The organism is Rhodocaloribacter sp. (assembly GCF_056451265.1).
Genome location: NZ_JBWOPL010000050.1, coordinates 101,775 through 126,286 on the forward strand (window position 1 = coordinate 101,775; position 24,512 = coordinate 126,286).

Here is a 24,512-nt window from a genome sequence, read left to right on the forward strand (position 1 = left end):
CGCGTGTGCTCGTCTCCGGAAGCCGTTGTCCATCGAAAGAGACCATGCTCACCCGCGTCATAGATTTCAGCCTTCGTCACAAATACGTGGCGCTCTCGCTCGTGGCGCTGATGTCCTTCGGCGGCGTCGAGGCACTGATGCACCTGCCCATCAACTCGCTGCCGGACGTGACGCCCGTCCAGGTGCTCGTCATCACGAAGGCCGGGCGGTATTCGCCGTACGACGTCGAACGCCTCGTCAGCTTTCCCATCGAGACCACCATGAACGGCCTCCCGGACGTGAGAGAGGTGCGTTCGATCTCGCAGTTCGGGCTCTCGGCGGTTACCGTCGAGTTCGACGAGGGTACGGACATATATTTTGCCCGGCAGATGGTTAGCCAGCGGCTTCAGAGCGTCGTCGATGAGTTGCCGGAAGGCGTCTCTTCACCGCAACTCGGCCCCATTTCGACGGCGCTCGGCGAGATCTATCAGTACGTCGTCCGGGGAGACGGCCACTCGCTGACGGAACTGCGGACCATCCAGGACTGGCTCGTCGCACCCCAGCTCAAGACCGTGCGCGGGGTCACGGAAATCAACTCTTTCGGCGGGTTCGTCAAGCAATATGAGGTCGTGGTGCTTCCGGGCAAACTCCGGGTGTACGACATCGGACTCGGCGACGTGATCGAGGCGATCGACCAGAACAACAGCGTCTCCGGGGGCAATTATCTCGAACACAATCGGGAGCAGTACATCATCCGCGGCTTCGGGCAGATTCGGGATCTGGGAGACATCGAGGACATCATCGTCACCAAGCTTTCGGGGCGGCCCGTCTACGTGCGCGACGTGGCCGAGGTGCGGCTCGGACGGCAGCTCCGGCAGGGCGCCGTCACGCAGGATGGACGCGGGGAGATCGTCACGGGCATCGTCATGATGATCCGGGGCGGCAACGGCCGCGAGGTCATCCGGGCCATCGAGGAGAAAATCGAGGAGGTCAACGCCGGACTCCCCGAAGGCGTCCGTGTGGAGAAGTTCTACGATCAGTCCGACCTGGTCGACCGCACGACGCACACGGTCGCGACGAACCTGGTCGAGGGGGGCTTTTTCGTCATCGCGGTGCTCTTGCTCCTGCTCGGAGAGATCCGGGGGGCGCTCATCGTGGCTTCGGTGATCCCGCTCTCGATGCTCTTCGCGTTCATCGGCATGCGCGAGCTCGGACTCGCCGCCAACCTCATGAGTCTCGGCGCGATCGACTTCGGCATGGTCGTCGACGGCTCGGTGGTGATGATCGAAAACATGGTGCACAAGCTTCAGGAGAACGACGGCAAGCGGCCGGTCGTCCTCGTGCTCCGGGAAGCCGCGCACGAGGTGGCCCGGCCGATCTTTTTCGGCGTGCTCATCATCCTGATGGTCTACGTCCCGATTGCCACGTTCCAGGGGATGGAGGGCATCCTCTACCGCCCGATGGCGATCACCGTGGCGACGGCGGTCTTCGGCTCACTCCTGCTCGCGCTCGTCTACGTCCCGGCGATGGCGGCCGTCATTTTCAGAAGGGGCGTGCGGGTGCGGAAGAATTACGTGCTCGACCGGATGCTGCCCCGCTACCGACGCTTCCTCGAAAAAAGTCTCGATCGGAAGTGGGCGGTCATCGGCGCGTCGCTCGTCGTCTTTGCGCTCTCGATGGCCGTCATACCCCTGCTCGGCACCGAGTTTCTGCCGGAGCTCGACGAAGGCTCGATCTTGATCGAGGAGGTGCGGATGCCGAGCGTGACGCTCGAAGAGTCCGTCCGGAACGCCGACCGGCTGGCGGGACAACTCGTCGCGAACATTCCCGAGATCGCCACGGTGGTTCCAAAGACGGGGCGCTCGGACCTGGCCAACGACTGGATGGGCGTGCATCAGACCGACGTATGGGTGATTCTCAAGCCCCGCGATCAGTGGCGCAAGGGCATGACGAAAGCGCGTATCATTGAAGAGATACGACCTTTTTTGACCTCCGAGCCGGGGCTTTCCTACAATTTCACGCAGCCGATCGCCATGCGCGTGGACGAACTGACGAGCGGCGTCAAGTCCGACGTGGCGGTGAAGGTCTACGGCGAAGACCTCGACGTGCTCAATCGCATCGGCGAGGAGATCACGCGCATCCTGCCGGACCTTCCGGGGACGGACAACTTCTTCCTCGAACAATCCATCGGGCAGCCATACCTGAACATCGAGATCGATCGCAAGGCTATCGCGGCGTACGGACTAAACGTGCAGGACGTGCAGCAGATCATCGAGGCGGGCATCGGCGGGCAGACGGCAGGCGAGGTCTTCGAGGGGCAGCGCCGGTACGACATCACCGTGCGCTATCCCGAGCACCTGCGCCGCACGTTCCGGGACCTGATGAATGTGCCCGTGCACCTGCCCGGCGGCGACGACGTTCCGCTGAGTCGCCTTGCCAAGATCACGGCGCAGGAGGGGCCGCGCGAGATCGCTCGGGAGAACGGGTGGCGGCGCGTCGTGGTGGGGGCCAACCTGAAAGACATCGACATCGGCACGTACGTGGCCAACCTGCAAAACGCCATCGAGGAGCGTCTGGACGTCCCGCCCGGCAACTTCATCGAATACGGCGGGGCGTTCGAAAACCAACAGCGCGCCATGCGCCACCTCTACGTGGTGGTTCCGCTCTCGCTGTTCATCATCCTCGGGCTGCTTTACCTCATGTTCGGTCAGATGCGCTATGCGTGGCTCATCTTCCTCAACCTCCCGTTTGCGCTCTCCGGCGGCGTCTTTCTGCTCTTCGCGCGGGGATTGTATCTGTCGGTCTCGGCGAGCATCGGCTTCGTGGCGCTCTTCGGGGTGGCGGTGCTCAACGGCATCGTGCTCGTCTCTCACCTGAACGAGCTCCGTCGTCGAGGTCTCTCCGTACGGGAGGCGACGATCCGGGGCAGCGCCGACCGGCTCCGCCCGGTGCTTATGACGGCGCTCGTGGCAAGCCTCGGCTTCATCCCGATGGCCTTCAACGTCGGACCCGGCTCGGAGGTGCAGCGGCCCCTGGCGACGGTCGTCATCGGCGGCCTCATCACGGCGACGCTGCTGACGCTCCTCGTCCTCCCGACGATTTACAACTGGCTCGAAAGCGACGCGCACGTGCCGGGGCGCGAAGACCCGTTCCGGGAAGTGGACCTCACCGATCAGACGCAAGGAGCAGGCGCATGATGAAGGACGGCTTTTTCACTTCGACGACCGATCTCGGCGCGCGGCGGATGCTGCTCGCGCTCATCTGGCTCCTTCCCGCCGCCGGAACGCTTCATGCCCAGGCGCCGGAAGTGGGGCCGGAACTGCGGGTGTACGACGCCATCGAGACGGCCCTGGCGAACAACCCGTTCCTCAACCGGAAACGCCGTCAGGTGGAAATGCAGCAGGGCGAACGGTGGACGGCCTTCGGGATCCATGCCCCGGAGATCACCTATTTCCGGGAAGGGATTCCCACCGGCGGCGGCGGCGGGTTCACGGAACAACGGTGGGGCGTTTCGCAGACGATAGACTTCCCGCTCCAGAGCTATTTTCGGGTGCGTCGGATCGATACACAACGCGAAGCGCGCACCCTCGAGGTCGAAGACGCGGTGCGGACCGTTCGGGCCGCCGTCAAACGGGCCTACACCGATCTGGTCTATTCGCTCGAACTCGTGCGCCTGCGGCGGGAGGAAGTGAGCCTCATGGAGGACCTCATGCGCGCCGTCCGGACGCGGATGGAGGTGGGCGAATCCGCCGAGATCGACCTGATGAAAGCCGAGATCGAGCATGCCGAGGCGCAGAACAAGCTGGCCGAAGCCGAGAAGGTGCTTCACACCTCCCGCTACGTCCTCTTCCGCGTCATCGGGCTGGATCCGGACGAGCAGAGCTATGCCATTCGCTTCCCCGACACGCTCGGGTTTTTTCCGGTCGAGATCGATCAGGCATCGGTGCTGGCGCGCTTGAAGGCCCAGCCGGCGCTTCTGGCCGCGGACCGGGACCTGGAGGCGGCGAGGGTCCGGCTCAAAGAGGAGAAAAGCGCGCTTTTACCCCGGCTAAATTTTCAGTACTATCCCCAGGATTTTGGCCGTGGGTATCGAAATTTCGGATTTCAGGTCGGGTTCACCGTGCCGCTCTGGTTGCCTTTCAACCACAGGGGGCGGATCGAGACGGCCCGGGCACAGGAGCAGGACCAGGTCTGGCGCAGGCAGGACGTGTTGCTCCGGATGAAAAACGATATCGAGCAGGCGTGGCACAACTATGACACGAGTCTCCACACGATCCGACGGTATCAGCAGGTGGTGCGCCGCCGCTCCGCCGAGTTGATGCGCCGCACCCGAGAGGGCTACCGCCTGGGAGAACTCGACCTGCTCACGCTCCTCGATACCCAGCGCACGTATCTCAACAGCCAGAAACGCTATTACGACGTCCTTCATGAGTACTACCGCAACCTCATCGAACTCGAACGCTTTACCGGAGAGGACATCGTTTATAACTCGGAGTACATGTCGAAATAACCCCTGGAGGTCGCAATGAATGCCGCCCAAATACACCTGCTTCTGAACCACATTCCAATTCTCGGCATCCTCTTCGGGACCGTTTTGCTTGCCTTCGCTCTGTGGCGAAAGAAACCCGAGATGGTGCGTCTGAGCCTTGCGCTTTTCGTCTTCACGGGTCTCGTGGCGATAGCCGTTTACTTTTCCGGGGAGGGAGCGGAGGAACTCGTCGAACATGGGCCGGGGGTCTCGGAAAGTCTCATCGAAGCGCACGAAGATGCGGCGCTCTTCGCGTTCATCGCGGCCCTCGTGCTCGGGGTGGCGTCGCTGGCGGCCCTGTTCCTGCAGAGCCTGCACCGGCGCCTGGCACCGGTGGCGCTCGCGCTCGCCGTCGTGACGAGCGGCCTCATGGTATGGACGGGCTCGCTCGGCGGAAAAATCAACCATCCGGAGATTCGCGCGAACACGACATCCGTTTCGACTTCAGACGACGATGCCGATGAAAATCATGCGGAACCGGATCATGAAGACTAGCGTATTTGAAAAAGTCATTTCTGTACTTTTTTTCGAATAAAAAACTGATCACTCTTCGGGGTATGGAGTCGCTTTTTCCGGAGAGCTCAACCCTTAAAAAAATACTGGAGGTTGCATCATGGCAGATACACTAACCCAGAACGGAACCACGACGGCGCACGGGCAGACGATCCAGTTTCCCCGTCTGAACGAACCCGCGCCCGACTTCGAAGCGCCCACGACGCACGGCGTCCGGAGGCTTTCCGATTACAAGGGCCGCTGGCTCGTGCTGTTCTCACACCCGGCCGACTTCACGCCTGTGTGCACGACCGAGTTTCTGGGCTTCTCGAAGCACTACGAAGAGTTCCAGGCGATGAACTGCGACCTGCTCGGACTCTCCATCGACAGCAATTATTCCCACCTGGCGTGGGTCCGCAACATCAAGGAGAAGTTCGGCATCGACGTGCCCTTCCCGATCATCGCCGACCTCTCGATGAACGTCGCGAGTAAGTATGGAATGGTGCAGCCCGGCGCGAGCGACACGGCGGCCGTCCGAGCCGTCTTCGTCATCGACGACAAGGGCATCCTCCGGGCGATGATCTACTATCCGCTCACCAACGGCCGTGCGATTCCCGAGGTGCTGCGCCTGGTCAGGGCGCTCCAGACGACCGACCAGTACGGCGTCGCCACGCCCGAAGGCTGGCATCCCGGCGACAAGGTGATCGTGCCCCCGCCGGCGACTGCCGAGGAAGCCGAGGCGCGGATGCACGAGGGCTACGAGTGCGTGGACTGGTACTTCTGCAAAAAGGAACTGCCGCTCTGAATCCGGACGAACCGGGCGAAGAGGGCGGGGGCGCTTCGGCGTCTCCGCCTTTTTTCGTTGGCGCCCGTCCGACCCGGCTATTGTGGGAGTTTCCCCGACAGCATTTTTCCGCGAAAACACGGCAAAGGGCGGGATAACATGCCGTTATCCTAGAAGGGTGCACGTTTGCCTGACAGTATCCGGAATCGTGTCATGGAAAACCTCGATGATCCCTGGATGGTCCGTGAGGAAGACTTTCCCTGGCGGGGGACTGCAGAAGAACGCTTCAAGTTTCTTCTAAATTACGCGGTGCTGGCGCCCTCGGGACACAACACGCAGCCGTGGCTCTTCAAGATCGCCGGGGATGAACTGGAGCTGTATGCCGACCGAACGCGCGGGCTGGCCGTCCTCGACCCGGAAGACCGCGAACTCATCATGAGTTGCGGGGCGGCGCTCTTCAACCTTCGGATCGCCATGATCCACTATGGCTTCGTGCCCGTGACGCACACTTTCCCGGAGCTCGACGACCCGGACCTGCTGGCCTTTGTGCGCTTCGGGTCCGGGCGCGAGGCGTCCGTGGAAGATCACCGGCTTTTCATGGCGATCAAGAAGCGGCGGACGAACCGGCGGCCCTTCGAGCCGAGACCCATACCGGAGGCGGACCTGGGGGCGGTGCAGGAGGCGGCGGCGCGGGAAGGCGCGCAGCTGCACGTGATCCGGAAACGGGCGGACCGGGAGCGCCTGGCCGACCTGATCGCGGAGGGCGACCGGCGGCAGGCGAGCGATCGTCATTTCCGCCGGGAGCTGGCCTCATGGGTCCATCCCGGGCGAAGCCACAGCCGCGACGGGATTCCCGGCTATGCTCTGGGGCGCTCCGGGCCCGGCGCATACGCCGAACCTCTCATAATTCGCACCTTCGACTGGGGCCGAGGGCGGGCCGCCCGGGATCGGCAACTCGCCGAAGGCTCTCCCGCGCTGCTGGTCCTCAGCACCGGCGCCGACACGCCGCCCGCCTGGCTGACTGCCGGACAGGCGCTCGAACGGGCCCTGCTCCGCGCCACGGATCTGGGGCTGTACGCCTCGTTCCTCAATCAGCCCGTGGAAGTGGATGCGCTCCGCACCGAGGTGCGCAAGTTGATCGGAGGCGAGCGTCAGCCGCAACTGGTGCTCCGGATGGGCTATGGACCGAGCGTGCGAGCGACTCCGCGCCGGGCCGTGCATGAAGTGTTGCTCCGCCAGAGATATCATTAGTCAAAGACCTTTTTCTGCCGAAACCACGTCCAGACGAGGTGAACTCATGAGCGTCCGCAAACTAGAGAAAGAAGCGTGGGAAGCGTTTTTCGATCGGTTCTCCCGGGAGATGATCCAGAACAAGCGGGTCGATTATGCCGAGATTCAGGTGCTTTCGCCGGAGATCGGCACGCAGCCGGAGACGAAGTGGCTGCCCCTCATCGGCATTACCTACGATCCGAAAGACGACCTCCTGGAGATCGCCGTCGAAAACCTCGACCACCTCATCTATCATCCCGTCGAGATTTATGTAGATGAGCAGGACGGGCGGATCAACAGCCTGTCCATCACGCAGAAGGACGGGCGGAAAGAGATCGTCGAGCTTCGATGACGGCGGCGGGCTGAAGGAGCCCGGGACGCGGGAATCGGGCCGGGGCGGAGATCCGGGCGAGGGTCTTTTTTTCCTGCGCCTGGCGTGATGGTATCGTTTTCATTATCTTCGTTCGCGGCTGATCACCGAGGCCGTTCCGAAGCCCTCACGCTCACCCGAAGCCCCTCGTCTATGCAACTCGTCGCGGCTGACTGGATCGTTATTGCAGCCTATGGAGTGATCACGCTTGCGCTCGGTCTGTGGTTCACCGGCAGGGCAGGACAGAGCATCGAAGAGTATTTCGTGGCGGGGCGCACCTTGCCGTGGTGGCTGGCGGGCACGTCCATTGCCGCCACATGGTTCGCCTCCGACGCGCCGCTGGCGGCCGCCTCACTCGTCCGGCAGCAGGGGATCTACGCGAACTGGCTGTGGTGGTACGAGGCCGCCGGCATCATGCTGCTGGTGTTCTTCTATGCCAAGCTGTGGCGGCGGGCGGAGGTCATCACCGACGCCGAGTTCATCGAGCTCCGGTACGGCGGGCGTTCGGCCTCGGCGCTGCGGGGCTTTACGGCCATCTATCAGGGCGTGTTGCGGAACTGTGTCATCATGGGGTGGGTGATGCTCGCCATGGTGAAGTTCAGCCGCATCCTCCTCGGCTGGGGACCGGTGCTCACCCTCACCGTGTGCGTCACGATGGCGCTCGTATATACCATCGCTTCAGGCCTCTGGGGCGTCGTGGCTACGGATTTTCTCCAGTTTTCCGTCGGCATCATCGGGTCCTTCATCCTGGCCGGCATCATCCTCTATGAAGTCGGCGGACCCGTCGAGATGGTGCGGCAAATAAGCGCCCTCTCGGACGCCCCGGCGGGCGCGCTCGACCTCGTGCCGAACCCCGCGCACATCAGCCCGCTCGAGTTTTTCTCCTACCTCTGTCTGATCCTCGTGCTCTGGACCCGGAGCGGGCACGACGGTTATATGGCCCAGCGCCTCTTCGCCACCAGGGACGACAAGCAGGCGACGTTGACCGCGCTCTGGTTTGCCTTCGCCGGAACGCTCATGACGTGGCCGTGGATCATCGCGGGTCTGGGTTCGCTCATCATCCTTCCGGTCGACGGCGCCGTGGCGCATCTGGCCGCCGATCCCGAACTCGCCTATCCGATGATGATTGCGAAGATGATGCCGGCAGGGTTGCGGGGATTGCTCGTGGCGGCTTTCCTCGCAGCGTTCATGAGCACGATGGACACGCACCTGTGCTGGGGCGCTTCGTACCTCGTCACGGACGTGTACAAACGCTTCCTTCGAAAAAATGAGACGGCTCGCCACTATGTGCTGGCCTCTCGCGTCGCGGTGGTCATCCTCGTCGTCATCGCGGCGCTGACGGCATGGCAGATGGAATCCATTGAACGGGCGTGGATCTATATCATCGAGTTGACGGCGGGTATGGCGATGGTGCTGCTGCTCCGATGGTACTGGTGGCGCGTCAACGCGTGGGCGGAGATCAGCGCGATGATCGGATCCGTGGCCATCGCCAACGGTTTTCTCGCGGCGCGGCTCCTCGAAAAGATCGGCCTGCTGCCCGACGCGGTCGTGCAGGCAGTCGATACGTTTTATGGCGAAGAATACAACTTCATCCGGGCCGTCTTCATCCTCCTTTTTTGCACCTTCGTCTGGGTGGTGGTCGCGCTGAAGACGAAGCCCGCACCGGACGAAAAACTTGACCATTTTTACCGGAAAGTGCGTCCCGGCGGGTGGTGGGGGCCGGTCGCCGCCCGGTGTCCGGAGGTGCAGGCGGACATGACGGCATCGCAAAAGTGGATGGGCTGGTTCCTCGGCGTGCTCTTCATCTATTCCGCCCTCCTGGGGGTCGGATACCTCGTCCTGGGCAAACCGCTCGTGGGCATTCTCCTCATCGCCTTCTCGACGCTGAGCGCCCTGGGCACCATCCGCATCGCCCGGACCGCGCACCTGGCTTCATGAGCCTCATCGTCGCTTTCCGGCACTAACCTCATCATGCTATGAAGCTCAAAATCGTCCTCGTAGGAGCCGGCAGTCGGGAGTTCGGCCCGGCGACCATCCGCGACATCCTCCTCAGCGATCCCGTATGCGCCCGCGACCTCGAAATCACGCTCATGGACGTGAGCGAAAAGGGCTTGCCCGCCATGCATCGCTACGCGGAAGCCGTGGCCGAACGGCTCGGGCGCTCGCCAAAGATCACGCACACGACCGACCTGGAGGTCGCGCTCGACGGCGCGGACTTCGTGGTGACGGCCATAGAGATCCGGCGCTATTTCTACTGGGCGATGGACTTTCACGTGCCGCGCAAGCATGGTTTCCGACAGATTTACGGGGAGAACGGGGGGCCGGGGGGGCTCTTTCATGCGCTCCGAAACATGGGGCCAACGCTCGAGATCGCCCGGGCGATGGAACGCGTCTGTCCCGACGCCTGGCTGCTCAACTATACGAACCCGCTCACCAAACTCTGCGAAGCGATCACCCGCCTCTCTTCGGTGAACCTCGTCGGGCTGTGTCACGGCGTCTTTCAGGGGATGGGGCAGGTGGCGCACTTCCTCGGTATGGACGTGGCGGATCTCGACGCGCGTGCCTCGGGGCTGAACCACTTTACGTGGTTTCAGTCGCTCCGTCACCGGAAGACGGGCGAGGACCTTTACCCGAAGCTCCGCGAGCGCGAGCGGGCGGCGCACTGGCTGGCCGAGTGGGACGAGATCGCCCTCAGCCGCATTCTTTTCCGCGTCTACGGGTTGTACCCCTCGCCCGGCGCGAACCACATCGGCGAGTACCTCCGATGGGCGGAGGAATTCCTCGGGAGCAGCCTCCTTCAGTTTTTCTACGATCCCGTCGGGGGGCATCCGTGGGAGACGGGCGAGGTGCCCACGTGGATCTATAACCTCCAGGAGCACCCCACCGACGTGCCGCTCTTTCCCGAACGTCCCTTGCCGCGCCTGCGCCCGGATCGAAGCGCGCTCACGGCGGAGGGGCCGGTCGAAGCATCCGGCGAACTTGCCGTCCCGATCATCGAGGGTGTTTTCTGCGGCGAGCCGCGCGAGCTCGACGCCGTCAACGTGCCGAACCGGGGCTACGTGCCGGGGCTGCCGGAGGGCGCCGTGGTCGAGACGCCCGCCCGCGCCGACGGCGAGGGGCTGCACCCGACGCCGATGCCCCGGCTGCCCGAAGGCGTGCTCGGCCTGCTCCATCCGCAGACGAGCATCAACCGGCTGCTCGTCGAGGCTTTCGAGGAACGGTCGAAGAACAAGCTTCTCCAGGCGCTTCTGCTCGAACCCACGTGCCATTCGTACCGCGCCGCGGTCAACCTCATCGACGAGATGTGCGCGCTCCAGAAGGACGTGCTCCCGCCGCTCACGTGGTGAGCCTCGACGCGGACATCACTGCTCCGGCTCCAGCACCACCGGCGGGCCGACGATCACGTGCGGCTGCGTGTAATAGTTGAACAGCTCTTTCGCGAGTTGCGCCGTCATCCGGTCGCCCTCGAAGGTGGCCGGGCCGTAGTGATCCATGAGCGCGGCAAGCGTGACGAGCTGGATCGTGGGCGACTCCTCGAACGTCACGCGATTGCGTATCTTCTGCATGGCGTCCTCGTCACCGATGGCGTGGAGGGTCGCCAGCGCGAAGAGGCGGTTCCGTTCGTCCTGCTCGTTCTCGTATATCTCGAGCAGTTTCGGGACGGCCGCCTTGAGGTCGAGCGCGTGGCCGTAGAAGCTGGCGAAATAGGCCAGGTGCTGCATGGCCGCCGCCCGCACGTCGGGATCCGGAGAATCGAGTTCCTTCGTCAATTGCTCCCCGACGTATTTGGCCCACACGGGCACGCGCACGGCGAGGGTGTCCGGGGTTACCTGCGCCTCGGCGCTCCCGGTTCCGAGCGTGAAGACAAGCAAGAGGAGGAAAAAGAACTGGCTCAACGTTCTCATGGCATACCTCACAACGAGAATGATTGTCGATAAACGGTAGAAATCGTTGTGGCGGAGTCCGGGTGTTCCGCCGGTCATGAGGCGCAAAGACAAACACTATGCCCGTGCAAAAATGACAGGGTGCGCCCGGCGAGAACCAGGTTTTGAGGCGCCGGAATGACAGCGGGGCGATTATCGCAGCCCCATCACGACGAACTTGAGGAGGAAGTCGTGCAGGAGGTGGTCCACCTCCGTGGTCTCGGCGAGGGAGTCGAGCACGCGTTGGAAGGTCTCGTCGTCGGGCATCTCCTCCCGGTAATACTCGCGATAGGTGATGAGTCGTTCGCGCTCCCGCCGAGAGTCGAGTTCGCTGTGGAACTGGGTGCCGTAGACGGCTTTGCCCCGGATGCGAAAGGCTTCGTTCGGTTGAGAGGCGTTAAAAGCCAGCTCTACGGCGGCATCGGGGAGTTCGGAGACGCGGTCGTGATGGCCCATGTTGGCGCGGAAGGCGTGGGGGAAATCGCGGAAGAGGGTATCGCGTTTTCCTGCCTCGGTGAGTTCCACGTAATGACAGCCCATTTCGGCCCGGTCGCTGTCGTGGATGACCGTTCCGCCGAGCGCGCGTGCGATGATCTGATGCCCCCAGCACGAGCCGAACGTGGGGAAGTCGCGCTCGGTCACGGTGCGGCACAGCGCGAGCAGGTCTTCCATCCACGGATAGTCTTTCGTCGCGGAAAACTCGCCCGCGCCGCCAATCATCAGGGCGTCGTTGTCCTCGAGCAATTCCTCGTGGATGTGGTCGCGCACGACGTTGGCGGAGCGAAGCTGATCGGGGCGGAGCCGGCATCGTTCGAGGAAGCACTCCTGCTCCTGTCGCTCCATCTCTTCGGACGAACGCGCCTGTATCAATAGCACTTTAATGTCTTCGAAAGCTCGGGGCATGAGGGAGAAATATACGACCCGTCTCCGCGATCACAGATATCGTTTCAGGCCGGGGGTGTTTGGTTCGGGAAGGGAGGGGGTGTGAACGTCAAAGTTACGAAGCCTGGTCGATGAGGTCGGTGAATTCATGGCGCAAAAGGCGGTAGAGCCGGTGCAGCGGGAGGCCCATGACGGTGAAGAAGTCGCCGTGGATGCGGGGAATGAAGAGCGCGCCGGTGTCGTCCTGAATGCCGTAGGCGCCGGCCTTGTCGAGCGGCGAGCCGGTGGCCACATAGGCCGCGATCTCGTCGTCGCTCAGGGGAGCGAACGTCACGTGGGTTGCTTCGTGCGCGACGCGGCTCCGCCCCGTGGACGGATGGACGAGCGCGATGCCGGTGAAGACGGTGTGGGTGCGGCCGCTCAGCCGCCGGAGCATCGCCCGAGCCTCGGCGGCTGAGCGGGGCTTGCCGAGCACGTCGTCGTCGAGCACGACGAGGGTGTCGGCTCCGAGCGTGAGCGCCTCCGGATGGAGCCGGGCGATGGGCTCGGCTTTCTCCCGCGCGAGCGTTTCGACGATCTCCGACGGGGGGACGCCCTCCGGCAGGACTTCTTCGGCGGGGTTGGGGTGGACCGTGAACGTCAGCCCGAGTTGTTCGAGGAGCCGTTTGCGCCGGGGCGAGCCGGAGGCGAGGACGAGGGGGACGTTGAGGCGCATGGGAAAGGGGTGAAGCGGGTGGTCAGGGGCGAGGGCGTTCCTTCCGGAGGCGCATGCGGCGCGTCTCGAGGAAGGTCAGGGCGGTGAGGAGGAGGGCGACGAAAAGGGCGAGCGGAGTCACGAGGTCTCCGTGGCGGGCGAAGAAGGTCTCACCCGAGCGGAGAGGGACGAGCGTCGTTCGGGCTGATCGTTCCATCCATCCGGTCTCGAACCGGGCCACGCCGTCAGCCCCGATGAGGCCGCTCACTCCCGTCACGCTGACCTGCACGAGGGCCCGCCGCGTCTCGAGGGCGCGGAGCTTCGTGAAGGCAAAATGCTGGCGGTACCCGGGCGTCCGGCCCCACCATCCGTCCTGCGTGATCGTCGCCAGAAAATCCGCCCCTTGTTCGATGTACGACCGCGCGGGGTTCCCGAAGATGCTCTCGAAGCAGATGAGCACGCCGAAGGTCAGGTCGCCGGCGTGGAGCACGCGGGGGGACGCGCCGGGGCGGTAGCCGGAGACGCCGCCCGCCGGCGCCGAAAGCGAGCGGAGCCACGGGAAGCGGTCGGAGAAGGGCACGTATTCGGCGAACGGAACGAGGCGCACCTTGTCGTACCGGTCCGGTCGGCGGTGTGGGCGGAAGAGGAGCGCCGAGTTTTGATAGGCGTCGCCGGCGGGCGCCAGGGTCACGGCTCCGGTGAGGAGCGCCGCGTCGTGCCGCTCGACGAACGCCTGCAGCCTTGCGTAGAGCGAGTCTCGGCGGGAGGCGTCCGGGAAGACGGGGAGCGCCGTCTCGGGCCAGACCACGAGGCGGGGCCGAAGCGCGGCCTCGGCGAAGAGCGGCTCGGTGAGGGCCAGGAGCGTTTCCACCCGCGCGGCGTCGTGGACGTCGGCCCACGCGCGCGGCGGGAGCGCGGGCTGCACGAGACCCACGGCGGCGTATCCGTCCGGGGGCGGGAGGCTCGCCCGTCGCCACTGGCTGAAGGTGAAAGGCAAGGCGAGCAGGAGGGCGAGGGCCGCCCACGGCGCGCGGCGGGAGGCGCGGGGACGGACGAGCGCGAAGACGGCCAGGTTGAGGAACCATACCCAGAGCGAAAGGCCCGGCGTGCCCGTCCATTCGGCAAACTGGTTGAAGCGGAACGCCTCTGCCTGCGTGTGGCCCACGAGCGACCACGGAAATGCGAACGGTCCCCGGCTGAGGGCCCCTTCCATCACGAGGAAGAACGCGACGAGAGCCGTGAGCCCCGCGCCGCGACCGAGCCGCCTCCGCACGAGCGCCGACGCGCCCACCGGCAACGCCATGATCAACGGCAACGCGAGAATCGGCGTGACGGAGACGAGCGCGGTCTCGGGCAGGGCGTGCAGGAGCGGCCAGGAGAATGCGACGGCGTACGTGATCAGAAACGCAAGATAGGCTTCGAGAAGCATCCGGCTCCCCGACGGCGCCTGATCCCACCGGCGCAGGAGCGGCACGAAAGCGACCCACGCGAGGAAAGGGAAGGGCAGCGGCGGGAAGCTCAGGCCGAGGGCAAGACCGGTGAGGAGGACGGGGGATCGGGCGATATTTCGAAGGGAGGTCAAGCAGTCGGGGTTCGCAGGGAGAGCGCCCGGCATTCTTCGCCGGTCATCTTCATTTGACAGACGAGCGACGGCGGAGTAATTTGCGGACGCTTCGTTCTATCGTCAAAACCACCGGCATGATCGTTCTCGCCATTTGCAATCACAAGGGCGGCACGGGGAAAACCACCTCGACCATCAACCTGGCCGCCGCTCTGGGGCTGAGCGGATACCGCACCCTCGTCATAGACCTCGACCCCCAGAGCTTTCTGACGCGGATGGTGGGATTGCCGGAACCGCCGGTGGAAGGTTCGTCGCTCATGCTCTTCGATCCCGAGTGCACGCTCAAGGATCTGCCCGTCCAGAAACGGAATGCGTTCGACGTGCTCCCGTCGTCCAGCATGCTTTCGAAGGCCATGCGCAAGCTGAACAAACCCACCGACGTGCTGTGGGTCAAGGAGGCTATCGAGGGCGCGCCGGACTATGACGTCATCCTCTTCGACACCGCCGCCGCCATCACCGTGTACAGCCTCAACGCCCTCGTGGCGAGCCGGCACGTGCTCATTCCCGTCATGCCCGAATACCAGCCGGTCCTCGGGGGCGAGCAGACGTTCCAGACGGCCATGATGGTGCGCGAGAAGCTCAACCCGACCCTCCACCCGCCCCATTTCCTCTTCACGATGGTCGATGCCCGAAAGCGGAATCATCACGCGTATCGGCAGTATCTCCGCGGGCGGTACGGGGACCGGGTGATGAACGCCATTATCCGGACGAGCACGAGCCTCTCCGTCACCCACGACGACGGCTCGACCGTCTTCGAACACGCTCCGCACAGTCGGGGCGCTCATGATTATGCCAACGCCGCCGACGAACTGCTCCGGCTGATCGCGCCGGAGCAACTCGCGGAGACGCCCCGCATCGAGCCGGACGATCCGAGCCACGGCCCCTGGAAATCCATAACGCACCTCGGCTAATGAAGCGCACGCTCTCCCTCTTTTTTTTGCTCGTCCTCTCGGGGGGCGTGGTCTATGTTCTTTCGACGCCCGTCGCCGGGATCCCGGCGCTCGGGGAACTCCTCGATCCGCTCGACGGCCTCTATCGCACGGCGCGGCACGCGGAGCTTCCGCCGGAGCAGACCCTCGATCTCCCGTCGCTCGAAGGTCCGGTGACGGTCCTCCGCGACGCGCGCGGCGTGCCTCACATCTTCGCCGAGAACGACCACGACGCCATCGTCGCGCACGGATACGTCACGGCCCAGGACCGGCTCTTTCAGCTCGACTTCATCCCGCGTGTGGCCGCCGGGCGACTTGCGGAGGTCTTCGGGCCTTCCTCGCTGGAAACGGATCGCTTCCTCCGGCGCACCGGCATGGAGTGGGGCGCGCAGCGGGCCCTCGACGCCATCATGGCCCAAGGCGGCGTCGAGCGTGACATCGTCTCGTGGTACGCCGACGGCGTCAACGCCTACCTCGACCGGCTCGACGACAGGGACCTCCCCTTCGAATTCCGGCTCCTCGGCTATCGGCCCGAACGGTACGGCCCGATCCACGCGATCCGGCTGCTTCAGTACATGAACTTCGACCTCTCGTATCGGACCGACGATCCGGGGTACGCGGCGCTGGCGCGGGAGATGGCTCCCGAAGACTATGCGATGCTCTACCCCCGGTTTTCGCGGCTCTACAAACCCATCGTGCCCGAAGAGGCATCGTCCGCTTCGCTCGTTCCCCCCGGGGAGCCGCCGGCGCACGTGCGCGGTGCGGCCCGGACGATGGCGCGCATGGAGGCGCGGGCGGCCGCTCTGCGGGGGACCTTCGCGGAGGGGTTCATCGACGGAAAAGGGTCGAACAACTGGGCCGTCAATGGCGGGCGCTCGGCCACGGGCATGCCGATCCTTGCCGGAGACATGCACCTCTCGCTCACCCTCCCGGCGATCTGGTACGAGGTGCACCTCGTCACGCCGGAGATGAACACCTACGGGGTGGCCGCGCCGGGCTCGCCGCTGCCCGTCGAAGCCTTCAACGAGCGTCTCGGCTGGGCCTTCACGAACACCGGCTCCGATCAGATCGATCATTATGCCCTCGATCTCGACGAGACGGGCCTCCGGTACCGCTTCGAAGACGGCTACCGCGACCTCGAAGTGGTGATCGACACGATCCGCGTCAAAGGCGAGCCGCCCGTGCTCGACACGCTGTACTATGCCCACTGGGGGCCGGTCACGAAAGACGCCGACGGCGCGGTGGCGACGCAGTGGACGGCGCATTTCCCGAGCCACACCCTGGGGGCGCTCTGGGGCATGAACCACGCGCGCGACTATGCCTCGTTCGAGGAGGCGCTCCGGCGGTGGGACACCCCCATGCAAAACATCCTGTACGCGGGAAAAGACAGCGTCATCGCCATACGCTCGACCGGCTTCCTGCCGATCCGGAAAGGCGGTCACGGCATGGGGCTGCTCGACGGCGCCTCGGACGCCTACGCCTGGACGGGGCGCGTGCCGTTCGAAGCGCTCCCGCACGCCATCGATCCCGCGCGCGGCTACCTCACCTCGACCAACCAGCAGCCCGCCGGTCCCGACTATCCGTACTACCTCGGTCACGACTGGCGCTCGGCCTATCGCTCGCTCCGCATCGACGCGCTCCTCCGGGGCAAGCCCGCGCACACGGTGGCGGACATGAAGGCGTATCAGGCCGACGTGCACGCCGTTCAGCGCGACCTCTTCGTGCCGCTCATCGACACGCTCTCCGGCCTCGCGCCCCGCGCCGACACGCTCCGCGCCCTGCTCGCGCGATGGGACGGCGACACCTCCGTCGATCGCACGGAGCCCATCATCCTCGACGATTTCCTCCGGGCGCTTCGGGGGCTCGCGTGGGACGAGCCGGTCTTCGAAGGACGGCGCAAACCCGCCGAGGTGCGGCTGTATCTCCTCCTCAAGGAGCGCCCCGCCTCGAAGTGGCTCGACGTCGCGGCGACGCCCGAGCGGGAACGGGCCGCCGACCTTCTCCGCATGGCGCTCGACTCGACGGTCGTCGCGCTCGAACGCGAGGCCGGCTGGGGCGCCGAACGCTGGCGGTGGGGCGATCATCACAAAGTGCTTTTCCGGCACCTCACGCAGAGCGCAGCCCTCCGGCCCCTCTGGCGCGGGCCGTACGAATATCCCGGCTTTGCCGCAACGCTCTCGCCCGCCGGAGCGCGCATGACCACCCACAGCGCGAGCTGGCGCGTCATCCTCGATTTCTCGCAGACGCCGCTTCGCGCCTACGGCGTCTTCCCCGGCGGCCCGAGCGGCAACCCGTTCAGCTCCCTCTACGACGCACAGATCGCCGACTACGTCGGGTTCCGGTATTATGACCTGCTTCGTCCCGCCCGTCCCGAAGACCTCGGCGAGGGGCAGCGTCGCGCGCGCCTGACGCTTCGGCCCGCCGGGAGCCGGTGAACGGGTTCGCTCCGGTCCGCTTTCTCACGAACCACTGCAGCGTACGCACATGTCCTCACACGTCGACCAGCGTTTCTCTTCCCGATGGGGGTTGATCCTCAGCGTGCTCGGCATCGCCGTGGGCACGGGCAACATCTGGCGTTTCCCGAGGATCGCCGCGTCGAACAGCGGCGACACCGGGGCCGGGGCGTTTCTGCTCGCGTGGCTGATCTTCCTCTTCGTGTGGAGCATCCCGCTGATCATCGCCGAGTATGCGCTCGGGCGGAAGGGGCGGATGGGCGTCGTCGGCACGTTTGCGCGCGTGGCGGGGGAGAAGTTCGCGTGGATGGGGGCGTTCGTGGGCTTCGTCGCCACGGCGATCATGTTCTATTATTCCGTCGTCGCCGGCTGGTGCATGTTCTACCTCGTCGAGATGCTGGTGAACCCGCTCCCGCTCACGACCGAGGCGGCTCAGGGGGTATGGGACGGCTTTCAGGCGGGCGGGCAGCCGATCTTCTTCCACGCGCTGGCGATGGGGTTCGGGGCGCTCGCCGTGTGGAAAGGCGTCCGGTCCATCGAACGGGTGAACAAGGTGCTCATCCCGGCGCTCCTCGTCATCGTGTTCATCGCCGTGGGCCGGACGCTCACGCTCGACGGCGCGATGGACGGCGTGCGCTTCCTCTTCACGCCCGAATGGGAGACGCTCGCCCATCCCCGGATCTGGCTCGAAGCGCTTACGCAGAACGCATGGGACACCGGGGCGGGGTGGGGGCTGATTCTGACCTACGGCGCGTACATGCAGGCCAAACACGGCGTGGTGAAGAACGCTTTCATCACCGGGATCGGCAACAATACGGTGTCGCTGCTGGCCGCGATCATCATTTTCGGAACCGTCTTCGCCATCCTCGGCGCAGAGATGCCGAAAGCGGAAGTGCTCGACGTGATGAAGACGAGCGGCCCCGCCGCCACCGGGCTGACGTTCATCTGGATGCCGCAGCTCTTCGCCAAGATGCCCGCCGGAACCGTCTTCGCCGTGCTCTTCTTCCTCGGCCTCTCCTTTGCCGCCTTCAGCTCGCTCATCTCCATGATCGAACTGGCGACGCGCGTCATCGTGGACCTCGGGCTTCAGCGGCGGCATGCCATCGCGGCGGTGTGCGGCGTCGGGTTTCTCATGGGCATCCCCTCGGCCGTCAGCCTCGGCTTTTTCGAGAACCAGGATTTCGTGTGGGGGGTCGCGCTCATGATCTCCGGCGCGTTCATCGCCTTCGCCGTGATCCGGTACGGGACCTCGCGCTTCCGCCGCGAGGTCATCGATCACCTGCCCGGCGACTGGAACGCCGGCTCTGCCTGGGACCGCCTCATCACGTACGTCATTCCTCTCCTGGCGGTCATCCTGCTCGGGTGGTGGCTCTTCCTCTCGGCGACCGTCTATGCGCCCGAGACGTGGTACGACCCGACGGACCCCTTCAGTGTGATGACGTGCCTGACGCAATGGGGCGTTGTCCTCCTCGTCTTCATCGCGCTCAACCGATGGCTGGCCCGCCGCACCCTCGCCACACCGCTCTCGGAAGAGTAGATCGTGAGACAGGAGATGGAAGAGCCCAAGATTTTCGGGATCGGTTTCCATAAGACCGGCACCACCTCGCTGGCCTCGGCGCTGAAGCGGCTCGGCTATCGCGTCACGGGCCCGAACGGCGTCGACAACCCGCGCATTGCCGGGGAAGCGCTCCGGCTCGCGCTCGACCTCGTGCCCGAATACGACGCCTTTCAGGACAACCCCTGGCCGCTGCTTTATCGTGAACTCGACGCCCGTTTTCCCGGCAGCCGTTTCATCCTCACCCTTCGCCCGACCGATGCGTGGATCGCAAGTGTGGTGAAACACTTCGGCGAGGCGGAGACGCCGATGCGCGCGTGGATCTACGGCCACGGAAGTCCGGTGGGGCACGAGGAGGCGTACGTGGAACGGTATGAGCGCCACAACCGCGAGGTCATGGAATACTTCGCCGCCCGGCCCGACGATCTCCTCATCCTGCGAATCACCGAAGGGGAGGAGTGGGAGCGACTTTGCCCGTTCCTCGGCCGCCCGATCCCGAAGACCCCGTTCCCGCATCGCAACCGCTCGGATGAGCGCCGGCTGTGGGGGCGCATGTACCACGCCCTCCGCCGCCGCATCCGAGGGTGACGAGCGGGGTTCGCATGTGTGCTCGCCCTCTCGGGGCCCCCTTCGGTCGCCGTTAAAATCCCCCCTCCACCCATACATTCCCCCACCCGCCCGTGTCCGATTTGCCGTCGTGGGGGGAGTGATTACAGCGGGAAAGGCCGTTGTCCCCACAGGCGAACCCGAAAAATCCACGTCAGACGGGCGTGCTCCCGAAGCGCAAATTGATACACTCGATCACCCCATTTGCGCTAACTACGGAGGCGAGACGATGGAACTCAAACAGGCAGACCTGGCCGGTCCGGGCATCGGCGACTACGACGAGATCGACCGCATTCTTCCGAACGACTACGCTTCGCTTCTCACGCCGAACGAGACGCAACGCGCCCTCTTCGACGTCAAACGGTTCATCGAAGAGGGGCTCGCGCAGGCGCTCAACCTCATCCCCGTCACCGTGCCGCTCATCGTGGACGCCGAAAGCGGCGTGAACGATTACCTCGACCGGGACGGCTCCCGCGCGCCCGTCGAGTTTCTCATCCGGAACGACGGCAAAAATCCCATCCACGCACAGGTCGTGCAAGCCGCGACGAAGTGGAAACGGATGGCGCTCAAGGAGTTTGATATGAAGCCCGGGGAGGGCCTGCTCACGGACATGCGCGCCGTGCGCAAGGACTACTTTCTCGATCACGACCACAGCGCGTACGTCGATCAGTGGGACTGGGAACGGGCGATCACCGAGCAAGACCGCACCCTCGACTACCTCACCGAGACGGTTCGGAAGATCTGGAAGGTCATCAAGGACGCCGAGACGTTCGTGCACGAACGTTATCCTGTGCTCAAGGACGCGCGCTATCCGGACCTCCCGGACGAACTGACGTTCATCCATGCCGAGGACCTCCTCGACCGATATCCGGACCTTCCCCGGAAACAGCGGGAGACGAAGTTTCTTCAGGAGCATCCGGCGATCTTCATCTACGGCATCGGATGGCCGCTCAAAGACGGCTTCCCGCACGAACTCCGGGCGGCGGACTACGACGACTGGATCACGGAGACACGGTCGAAGGACGGGCGGCTCATGCACGGACTCAACGGGGACATCCTCGTGTGGAATCCCGTCACGAAACGGAGGCATGAACTCAGTTCGATGGGCATCCGGGTCAATGCGGAATCGCTTCGGAAACAGCTTGAGATGGCCGGTCAGCTCGATTTTCTGAACTATCCGTACCACCGCGCGATCATGGAAGGCGCGGTTCCGCTGAGCATCGGCGGGGGCATCGGGCAGTCGCGCGTGTACATGCATTTGCTCCGGAAAGCGCACATCGGAGAAGTGAGCGTGACGGTCTGGCCGAAGAAGCTGAAGGAGATCTCCGAGCGACACAACATCTTCGTGCTCGAATAGGGCTCGGCGCGCATCGGGGGCGGGAGCGGGTTGTTCGAGTGCGGGGAGTTTCCTATCATCCGGCAAGCCTTTTTACCCAATCGTCACACCAACAGGGAGCTTGCATTATGGGCAAAGGAGATTCTCGCACCCGTCGTGGAAAGATTCGCAAAGGCTCTTACGGGAAGTATCGCATGAAGAAGGCAAAGAAGCATGCCAAGAAACGTGCCTGACACGCGGCGAATGCGGCTTTCGCTCGTGCTCGGCCTGATGATCCTGGCGGGTTTCTCGCCCGCGCGAGGGCAGGAGATCGACCTCTCGTTCCTTGCCACGCGCGCCGAAGCCACGAATTTCGAGGAGACGACCCGGTACGACGAACTGGTCGGCTTCCTCGACGTGCTCGCCCGCACGTCCCCGCGCCTCCACCTGACCCGCTTCGGCTATTCGACCGAGGGCCGGGCCTTGCCGCTCATGGTCTACGGCGACGTGGCCGACGCGACGCCCGAGGCGGTACTGGCGACCGGGAAGACACGGGTGTTCGTGATGGCGAACATTCACGCGGGGGAGGTGTGCGGCAAGGAGGCCATGCTCATGCTGCTCCGAAAACTCGCCGCCGGTTACCGTGAAGCGTGGGCCGATTCGCTCGTGCTCCTCGTCGCGCCCATCTACAATGCCGACGGCAACGAGCGCGTGAGCCTCTACCATCGCCCGCGACAGCACGGGCCGCTCGGCGGCATGGGGCAACGCCCGAACGCCGAGGGCTACGACCTCAACCGCGACCACATCAAGCTCGACACCCCGGAAGCTCGCTCGCTCGTGCGTCTGATGAATCGGTACGATCCGCACGTCGTCCTCGACCTGCACACGACCAACGGCACGTATCATGCGTACCATCTGACGTACGCGCCGCCGCTCCATCCGAACACCTCCGAGGCCGTCGTCGATATCCTTCGCAAAGACTGGCTGCCGGAGGTGACGCGCGCCATTCGCGAGAAGTACGGGTGGGAATATTATTATTACGGCAACCTCCCCTGGCCGGGCATGGACGCCGAACGCGGCTGGTACACCTTCGACCACCGCCCGCGTTTCAACAACAACTACGTCGGACTTCGAAATCGAATCGCCATTCTCAGCGAGGCGTATGCCTATGCGACGTTCGAGGAACGCATTCGGGCGACGCTGTATTTTGTCGAAGAAAACCTCGACTTCGCTTTTCTCCACGCCACGGAGATCCGGGAACTGACGGCGCTCGCCGATGCGGAGCCGGTGGCGGGGAAAGCGCTCGCCCTCCGCGCCAGGCACGCGCGCTCCGAAGCGCCTGTGGAAATCTTGCTCGGCGAGGTGGCGGAGGAGAAGAACCCGTACTCGGGCGCGGTGATACTCCGGCGCAAGGACGTGCGGCATCCCGAGCGGATGTATGAGTACGGCACGTTCACCCCTACAGAGACGGCGCTCGCGCCCGAGGCGTATCTCGTCCCGCCGGAGCTTTCCGTCGTCATCGACCGCCTCGACGCGCACGGCGTGCAGTATACACGCCTCGAAACGGATCGGACCGAGACCGTCGAGCGGTTTCGCATCGACTCTACGCACGTGGCCGAGCGGCCTTTCCAGAAGCACCGGGCCCGCACCCTCTTTGGCGCATACGAGCGCGCCGAGGCGACGTTGCCCGCCGGAACCCTGGTCGTCCCGGTGAATCAGCCCCTCGGACGGTTGCTCTTCACGATGCTCGAACCTCGCTCGGACGACGGTTTCGCCACGTGGGCCCTCCTCGACGACGCCCTCGAAGGCGCGGCGCACTATCCCATCCTGCGTCGTCCGGTTGCCCGCTGAGTGCGCCCGAAGCCGCCTTCCGTCACACAGAGTTTGGACGTTGCGTATGAAAGCGGCCCCGCTGCTCGCCGCCGCCGGACGCGGGCGAATCGCGCTCCTGTTCATGGTCGTGATGACCGGTGCGGCTCCGGTCCGGGCGCAACCTGTGCCGTTGCCCATCGGCGCGAAAATACCCATGGCGGACCATCCCCTGACCGGCCTCGACGGTCGTCGGACCACGCTCGCCGACACGCTCGGGACCCGGGGGACCGTGGTCATTTTCTGGAGCAATACGTGCCCGTGGACGAAGAACTACGAGAAGCGGGTCCGGGCGCTGGCGTCGCGGGCGGCGGAGTCGGGCATTCGGTTCGTGCTCGTCAACGCCAACGATTCCCGCGCTTTTCCCCGCGAGACGCCTCCGGAGGCGCGCAAGCAATCCGTGGCGCGCGCCCCCGGCGTGGCCTACCTCTTTGACGAAGGCTCGGCGCTCGCGCGTGCGTTCGGCGCGACGCGCACCCCCGAGGTGTTCGTGTTCGACCAGACCGGGAGGCTCCGTTACACCGGCGCCATCGACGACAGCCCGCGTTCGGAAAAAAACGTCGGGCGGGCGTACCTGGCGGAGGCGCTCGAGGCGCTGCTTTCGGACGCACCGGTGAAAGAGCCGCGGACGAAGGCTTTTGGTTGTCTCATCAAGCACGTGCGATGAGGGCAAAGAAAAAAGCCCCGGCCGCTTCGAGAGCAGCCGGGGCGAGATCTATGTGATGGTTAAGCCGGGCGGGCTCAACTCTTGTCCTCCTCGTCGTCGACCACCTCATAGTCGACGTCGCGGACCTCCTGCTCCTCGGAAGGCGGCGCGCCGTCCCCACCGCCGGTCGCGCCTTCGGCCGAAGCCTGCTGGGCCTGATAAAGGTCCTGGCTGGCTTCGCTCCAGGCCTCGTTGAGCTGCTGAAGGGCGGATTCGAGTTGGGAGAGGTCTTGCGCTTTGTGCACCTCTTTCAGCCGTTCGAGTGCGGCCTCGATCTTGGCGCGTTTCTCCGCCGGGAGCTTGTCGCCGTACTCCTTGAGGTTCTTCTCCGAGGTGAAGATCAGCGCGTCGGCGGCATTGACCTTTTCGGCTTCCTCGCGCTTCTTCCGGTCCTCTTCGGCGTGCGCTTTGGCGTCGGCGCGCATCTTCTCGATCTCGGCCTCCGTCAACCCGCTCGACGCCTCGATCCGGATCGACTGCTCCTTGCCCGTCGCCTTGTCCTTCGCCGAAACGCTCAGGATCCCGTTCGCGTCGATG

21 protein-coding genes are annotated in these 24,512 nt (G+C 64.7%); 16 read left to right on the plus strand and 5 right to left on the minus strand.

All coding sequences use genetic code 11. The annotated features are described in order from the left end of the window. Positions 1 to 44: 44 nt before the first annotated feature. The 8 genes from AC1HIY_RS09010 to AC1HIY_RS09045 all read left to right on the plus strand — a co-directional run bounded on the left by AC1HIY_RS09010 (position 45) and on the right by AC1HIY_RS09045 (position 10,769). Positions 45 to 3,176 (plus strand): efflux RND transporter permease subunit, encoded by a 3,132-nt coding sequence (locus tag AC1HIY_RS09010; protein ID WP_479576396.1) that lies wholly within the window; start codon positions 45 to 47, stop codon positions 3,174 to 3,176. Then, positions 3,173 to 4,489 (plus strand): TolC family protein, encoded by a 1,317-nt coding sequence (locus tag AC1HIY_RS09015; protein ID WP_479576397.1) that lies wholly within the window; start codon positions 3,173 to 3,175, stop codon positions 4,487 to 4,489. The genes AC1HIY_RS09010 and AC1HIY_RS09015 overlap by 4 nt, the downstream gene beginning before the upstream one ends. A 15-nt stretch (positions 4,490 to 4,504) precedes the next feature. After that, positions 4,505 to 5,002, plus strand: a complete 498-nt coding sequence (locus tag AC1HIY_RS09020) for a hypothetical protein (RefSeq protein WP_479576398.1) — start codon at positions 4,505 to 4,507, stop codon at positions 5,000 to 5,002. Positions 5,003 to 5,120: 118 nt separating this feature from the next. Continuing rightward, entirely contained in the window at positions 5,121 to 5,804 is a 684-nt protein-coding gene (locus tag AC1HIY_RS09025; protein WP_479576399.1) for a peroxiredoxin, read from the plus strand. Between the two features lie 192 nt (positions 5,805 to 5,996). Then, complete coding sequence (locus tag AC1HIY_RS09030) at positions 5,997 to 7,034, plus strand: Acg family FMN-binding oxidoreductase (protein ID WP_479576400.1); 1,038 nt, start codon at positions 5,997 to 5,999, stop codon at positions 7,032 to 7,034. Between the two features lie 46 nt (positions 7,035 to 7,080). After that, positions 7,081 to 7,404 (plus strand): DUF5335 family protein, encoded by a 324-nt coding sequence (locus tag AC1HIY_RS09035; RefSeq protein ID WP_479576401.1) that lies wholly within the window; start codon positions 7,081 to 7,083, stop codon positions 7,402 to 7,404. A 171-nt stretch (positions 7,405 to 7,575) separates the two neighbouring features. Then, positions 7,576 to 9,360, plus strand: coding sequence for a sodium:solute symporter family protein (locus AC1HIY_RS09040; protein WP_479576402.1), 1,785 nt, complete (start codon positions 7,576 to 7,578; stop codon positions 9,358 to 9,360). Positions 9,361 to 9,398: 38 nt separating this feature from the next. Further along, a complete protein-coding gene (locus AC1HIY_RS09045) occupies positions 9,399 to 10,769 on the plus strand; it encodes a family 4 glycosyl hydrolase (protein WP_479576403.1) in 1,371 nt (456 codons plus the stop codon). Between the two features lie 15 nt (positions 10,770 to 10,784). On the opposite strand, the gene AC1HIY_RS09050 is transcribed toward AC1HIY_RS09045, so the two are convergent. The 4 genes from AC1HIY_RS09050 to lnt form a co-directional block, all read right to left on the minus strand. After that, positions 10,785 to 11,327 carry a HEAT repeat domain-containing protein gene (locus AC1HIY_RS09050; RefSeq protein ID WP_479576404.1) on the minus strand — a complete coding sequence of 181 codons (543 nt, stop codon included), beginning with the start codon at positions 11,325 to 11,327 and terminating at the stop codon, positions 10,785 to 10,787. A gap of 171 nt (positions 11,328 to 11,498) precedes the next feature. Continuing rightward, positions 11,499 to 12,248 carry a type 1 glutamine amidotransferase gene (locus AC1HIY_RS09055; protein ID WP_479576405.1) on the minus strand — a complete coding sequence of 250 codons (750 nt, stop codon included), beginning with the start codon at positions 12,246 to 12,248 and terminating at the stop codon, positions 11,499 to 11,501. Positions 12,249 to 12,342: 94 nt separating this feature from the next. Further along, positions 12,343 to 12,942, minus strand: a complete 600-nt coding sequence (locus tag AC1HIY_RS09060; RefSeq protein ID WP_479576406.1) for a Maf family protein — start codon at positions 12,940 to 12,942, stop codon at positions 12,343 to 12,345. A 22-nt stretch (positions 12,943 to 12,964) separates the two neighbouring features. Further along, positions 12,965 to 14,503, minus strand: coding sequence for an apolipoprotein N-acyltransferase (lnt, locus tag AC1HIY_RS09065; RefSeq protein ID WP_479576407.1), 1,539 nt, complete (start codon positions 14,501 to 14,503; stop codon positions 12,965 to 12,967). Between the two features lie 116 nt (positions 14,504 to 14,619). Between lnt and AC1HIY_RS09070 the strand changes: the two genes are divergently transcribed. The 8 genes from AC1HIY_RS09070 to AC1HIY_RS09105 all read left to right on the plus strand — a co-directional run bounded on the left by AC1HIY_RS09070 (position 14,620) and on the right by AC1HIY_RS09105 (position 23,936). Beyond that, positions 14,620 to 15,453: a ParA family protein gene (locus tag AC1HIY_RS09070; protein ID WP_479576408.1), complete on the plus strand. Its 834-nt coding sequence runs from the start codon at positions 14,620 to 14,622 to the stop codon at positions 15,451 to 15,453. Beyond that, entirely contained in the window at positions 15,453 to 17,906 is a 2,454-nt protein-coding gene (locus AC1HIY_RS09075; RefSeq protein WP_479576409.1) for a penicillin acylase family protein, read from the plus strand. Before AC1HIY_RS09070 ends, AC1HIY_RS09075 begins: the two co-directional genes overlap by 1 nt. A gap of 49 nt (positions 17,907 to 17,955) precedes the next feature. Next, positions 17,956 to 19,461: a sodium-dependent transporter gene (locus AC1HIY_RS09080; RefSeq protein WP_479576410.1), complete on the plus strand. Its 1,506-nt coding sequence runs from the start codon at positions 17,956 to 17,958 to the stop codon at positions 19,459 to 19,461. A 3-nt stretch (positions 19,462 to 19,464) separates the two neighbouring features. Next, positions 19,465 to 20,067, plus strand: a complete 603-nt coding sequence (locus AC1HIY_RS09085) for a sulfotransferase family protein (RefSeq protein WP_479576411.1) — start codon at positions 19,465 to 19,467, stop codon at positions 20,065 to 20,067. 247 nt (positions 20,068 to 20,314) lie between these two features. Further along, entirely contained in the window at positions 20,315 to 21,442 is a 1,128-nt protein-coding gene (asnA, locus tag AC1HIY_RS09090; RefSeq protein ID WP_479576412.1) for an aspartate--ammonia ligase, read from the plus strand. Positions 21,443 to 21,549: 107 nt separating this feature from the next. Next, complete coding sequence (locus tag AC1HIY_RS09095) at positions 21,550 to 21,654, plus strand: 30S ribosomal protein THX (RefSeq protein ID WP_479576413.1); 105 nt, start codon at positions 21,550 to 21,552, stop codon at positions 21,652 to 21,654. Positions 21,655 to 21,664: 10 nt separating this feature from the next. Then, a complete protein-coding gene (locus AC1HIY_RS09100; RefSeq protein WP_479576414.1) occupies positions 21,665 to 23,251 on the plus strand; it encodes a M14 family metallopeptidase in 1,587 nt (528 codons plus the stop codon). 46 nt (positions 23,252 to 23,297) lie between these two features. Next, on the plus strand, positions 23,298 to 23,936 hold the full coding sequence (locus AC1HIY_RS09105; RefSeq protein WP_479576415.1) for a redoxin family protein: 639 nt from the start codon (positions 23,298 to 23,300) through the stop codon (positions 23,934 to 23,936). Between the two features lie 74 nt (positions 23,937 to 24,010). Here AC1HIY_RS09105 and AC1HIY_RS09110 read toward each other — a convergent pair. Then, positions 24,011 to 24,512, minus strand: a 502-nt coding sequence (locus AC1HIY_RS09110; RefSeq protein ID WP_479576416.1) for an Hsp70 family protein, incomplete at its 5' end; no start/stop codon positions are given.

What these genes read in the sequence shown, in the direction of transcription:
- AC1HIY_RS09095 (WP_479576413.1), top strand. Translation starts at nt 21,550, where the DNA reads ATGGGCAAAGGAGATTCTCGCACCCGTCGTGGAAAGATTCGCAAAGGC.
- AC1HIY_RS09020 (WP_479576398.1), top strand. Translation starts at nt 4,505, where the DNA reads ATGAATGCCGCCCAAATACACCTGCTTCTGAACCACATTCCAATTCTC.
- AC1HIY_RS09025 (WP_479576399.1), top strand. Translation starts at nt 5,121, where the DNA reads ATGGCAGATACACTAACCCAGAACGGAACCACGACGGCGCACGGGCAG.
- AC1HIY_RS09050 (WP_479576404.1), bottom strand. Translation starts at nt 11,327, where the DNA reads ATGAGAACGTTGAGCCAGTTCTTTTTCCTCCTCTTGCTTGTCTTCACG.
- AC1HIY_RS09040 (WP_479576402.1), top strand. Translation starts at nt 7,576, where the DNA reads ATGCAACTCGTCGCGGCTGACTGGATCGTTATTGCAGCCTATGGAGTG.
- AC1HIY_RS09100 (WP_479576414.1), top strand. Translation starts at nt 21,665, where the DNA reads ATGCGGCTTTCGCTCGTGCTCGGCCTGATGATCCTGGCGGGTTTCTCG.
- AC1HIY_RS09060 (WP_479576406.1), bottom strand. Translation starts at nt 12,942, where the DNA reads ATGCGCCTCAACGTCCCCCTCGTCCTCGCCTCCGGCTCGCCCCGGCGC.
- AC1HIY_RS09055 (WP_479576405.1), bottom strand. Translation starts at nt 12,248, where the DNA reads ATGCCCCGAGCTTTCGAAGACATTAAAGTGCTATTGATACAGGCGCGT.
- AC1HIY_RS09045 (WP_479576403.1), top strand. Translation starts at nt 9,399, where the DNA reads ATGAAGCTCAAAATCGTCCTCGTAGGAGCCGGCAGTCGGGAGTTCGGC.
- AC1HIY_RS09075 (WP_479576409.1), top strand. Translation starts at nt 15,453, where the DNA reads ATGAAGCGCACGCTCTCCCTCTTTTTTTTGCTCGTCCTCTCGGGGGGC.
- asnA (WP_479576412.1), top strand. Translation starts at nt 20,315, where the DNA reads ATGGAACTCAAACAGGCAGACCTGGCCGGTCCGGGCATCGGCGACTAC.
- AC1HIY_RS09080 (WP_479576410.1), top strand. Translation starts at nt 17,956, where the DNA reads ATGTCCTCACACGTCGACCAGCGTTTCTCTTCCCGATGGGGGTTGATC.
- AC1HIY_RS09010 (WP_479576396.1), top strand. Translation starts at nt 45, where the DNA reads ATGCTCACCCGCGTCATAGATTTCAGCCTTCGTCACAAATACGTGGCG.
- AC1HIY_RS09035 (WP_479576401.1), top strand. Translation starts at nt 7,081, where the DNA reads ATGAGCGTCCGCAAACTAGAGAAAGAAGCGTGGGAAGCGTTTTTCGAT.
- AC1HIY_RS09030 (WP_479576400.1), top strand. Translation starts at nt 5,997, where the DNA reads ATGGAAAACCTCGATGATCCCTGGATGGTCCGTGAGGAAGACTTTCCC.
- AC1HIY_RS09070 (WP_479576408.1), top strand. Translation starts at nt 14,620, where the DNA reads ATGATCGTTCTCGCCATTTGCAATCACAAGGGCGGCACGGGGAAAACC.
- AC1HIY_RS09105 (WP_479576415.1), top strand. Translation starts at nt 23,298, where the DNA reads ATGAAAGCGGCCCCGCTGCTCGCCGCCGCCGGACGCGGGCGAATCGCG.
- AC1HIY_RS09015 (WP_479576397.1), top strand. Translation starts at nt 3,173, where the DNA reads ATGATGAAGGACGGCTTTTTCACTTCGACGACCGATCTCGGCGCGCGG.